Origin of the sequence: Streptomyces sp. LS1784, from assembly GCF_020103755.1 — a bacterium.
Classification (GTDB): domain Bacteria; phylum Actinomycetota; class Actinomycetes; order Streptomycetales; family Streptomycetaceae; genus Kitasatospora.
Genome location: NZ_JAHSQD010000811.1, coordinates 1 through 2796, shown reverse-complemented (window position 1 = coordinate 2796; position 2796 = coordinate 1). Strand labels below are relative to the sequence as shown.

At 73.4% G+C, this 2796-nt stretch carries 2 protein-coding genes and 1 pseudogene; all 3 read left to right on the top strand.

Features of this window, described 5'->3' with window-relative positions:
- A pseudogene (locus tag KS423_RS42740) lies at window positions 1-1262 on the top strand (hypothetical protein); the annotation flags it as partial.
- Window positions 1240-1800 (top strand): hypothetical protein, encoded by a 561-nt coding sequence (locus KS423_RS42735; protein WP_224285089.1) that lies wholly within the window; start codon window positions 1240-1242, stop codon window positions 1798-1800. The pseudogene KS423_RS42740 and the gene KS423_RS42735, both read left to right, overlap by 23 nt.
- Window positions 1801-1825: 25 nt before the next feature.
- The coding region (locus KS423_RS42730) for a M48 family metalloprotease (RefSeq protein WP_224285088.1) at window positions 1826-2796 on the top strand (971 nt) is incomplete at its 3' end.

The window sequence follows — 2796 nt, the reverse complement described above, 5'->3', positions numbered from 1 at the left end:
CACTGTCGGGCCCCGCGCCTGCCGGGCCCGGGCCGTGGTGGCGGCGTCGGCGGAACCGGCTCGCGGTGGCGGGCGCGGTCGTCCTCGCCCTGCTGGCCGCCCTGACCGTCGTCCTGGTGCTGCCGGACGGGGACGGCCCGAAGCAGGAGGTGAGCGAGCCCTTCACCCAGGCACTGGCCGCGCTCGCCCGGACGCCGGGGGTGCGCTACCAGGACCACGACCAGTACACCGGCTACTACGACGTCACCGTGACGGCCACGGCGGAGCGGTACGGCACCGTGGGCGAGAGCGCGGACTTCTCAGACAAGGTGGCCCAGGACCTGGTGACGGTCGCCGGGCGCGACTACCTGAGCTACCGGAACGACGCCCAGCTGAAGGGCTGGATCTACGACCCGGGCAACGACGAGAAGAACATGGGCCCGATGCTCGCGACGTACGCGACGCCCGCGAAGCTCGCCGCGACGCTGAGCACGGCCCTCGACCAGCAGCCCCGCTTCCCGGTGGTCGGCGACCAGGCCGCCGCCGCCGTCACCGTGGCCGGGCAGCCGGCCTGGCGGGCCGACACCGTCCAGGGCTATCTGTACGTCACGAAGAACGCCCCCTACCGGGTGCTCCGTTGGGAACCGCCGAACCCGGTCACGGCGATGGCCGGGCTGAAGGCGATGGCGAAGGACCCGTCGAGCCGGCAGCCGAGGTCGCTGGAGGCCCACACGCCGCTCACCAACTCGCTCGGCATCGACCTCACTCCGGTCACCGACGCCACCGGCCTGTACGGCAAGGTCGTGCAGTACACCAAGGAGCTCGCCACCGCCACGACCGGCGGCTCGGTCCAGATCCTGCAGCAGAACGACGGCGCGAGCAACGTCGTCTGCAGTCACACGGGTTGCCTGGTGAACGTCGCCTTCTCCGGCCCCGTCTACAACGCCTCCTCGGCGGCGTACCTCCTGGACAAGGTGTACATCGAGCTGACGGTGGGCTCCATCACCACCGGCGGCCGGGAGGCCGGCGGGTGCCGCAGCGGCCTGCAGCCCTACCAGCTGACCGGGACGAGCCTGAGCGGGAAGCTCACCTGCAACAACCCGGCCGGTGGCCCGCTCTTCGACCAGGCCTCCGCCGAGAACCAGGCCGACGCGAACGCCTCCGGTCACTCCGAGTTCTGGGACTACGCATACCGGATCGACCTTGTTGTCCACCCTCTCGACCCCACCGCCGTCGACCAGTTGGTCGCCAAGGAGCAGAATGAACTCCAGTCCCTCGGCTGAGCCCCAGCCGGAGCCGCCGGCCACCGTTGCCCTCCCGGCGCCGCCGACCGGGGACCTGCGGGACGCCATCGTCACCGCGGTGATCGCCCGACTCGCCCCGGCGGAGCTGCCGCTGGCCGAGTCGCTGCACGGGCTCGACCCCGAGACGGCGCTGGAGCGCCTCAGCTCCCGGCCCACCCGGGGCGAGCCGTTGGGCTTCGGGCTGGAGGAGATCGGCGTCCTGCTGACGCCCGCCGTCTGGATCGCCGTGGACGAGTCCGTCCGGCGGGTCGTCGACGCGGTGGCGGAACGGACGAGCCGGTCCGGGCTCGCCCGCCGCGGCCTCTTCCGCCGCCGCCGGACCCCGGTGCCCATCACCGTTCCCGCCCTCGCCCAGGAACAGTTGGCCTCGGTGGAACAGTGCGTGCTGGAGGCAACCCGGCAGACCGGCCTGACCCCCGAGCAGGCCGAGCGGATCGCCGACGGCGTGGTGCGGCGGCTCGCGCTCCTGCCGCACGCCGCGGAAGGACCGGAGCGGAGCGCCGAGGGCGAGGGATGACCCGGCGGAGCGGCCGGGGAAGCGGATGACCGAGGCAGGACCAGGGCGTCGGAGCGCCCGGCTCCCCTTCCCCCGGCCCGGAGCGGGGACGACCCGGCGCTTCGTGCTGCTGGCCGGCGTGTTCACCGCCGGTTCGCTGGCCATGCTCTCGGACCTGCTGCTCCTGGTGACCGACCCGCGCAACACCACCGCGGGCTGCGCGCTGGCGGCCGGCGCCGACCCGAACCACACCAGCCTGGCCAACTACCTGCCGCTGAGCGATCCGGCCTACCGCTGGTGCCTCGACACCCACGTGGGCCGGTGGAAGCTGCTGGGGCTGCCACTGCTCGCCACCGCGGTGGTCCTGGTCCTCGCGGTCGTGGTCCACCTGCTGATCCCGCGCTGGAAGCAGCACCGGGTCCGGACCGTCCCGCTCGACCACGCCGAGCTCACCGACTGGCTGACCGCGCTCGCGACCCGCTGCGGGCTCCCGCGAACACCCGCGTTCACGGTGGACCAGGCGACGCCGTTCACCGCGAACGCCGTCGCCCTCGGACGGTTCGGACGGTACAGCCTCCGCCTGGACCTGGGCCTGGTAACGCTGTACCGGACGGACCGCCGGGCCTTCGAGGCGACGCTGCTCCACGAGTACGCCCACCTCCGCAACCGGGACGTCGACCTGACCTACCTGACCATCGCGCTCTGGCGGGTGTTCCTCGTCTGCGTGGTCCTCCCCTTCGTGGTGGTCGTCGGACGGGAGTTGCTGCCCGCCGTCCTCGCGCCCACCTTCCACTCGCCCCCGCCGGCGCCGCCGGCCCGGGACCTGGCCCTGGCGGCGGTCATGGTGGTGCTGATGCACCTCACCACCGCCGAGTTGCTGCGGGCCCGCGAGATCCACGCCGATCTCGACGCCGTCGCGCACGGCGCCGACCCGGCCTACTGGACAGCGCAGCGACATCGCCGGACCGCCGAGCAGCGCCGGGGCCCGGCGGCGGTGCGCCCGGCAGTGCGGGCGGT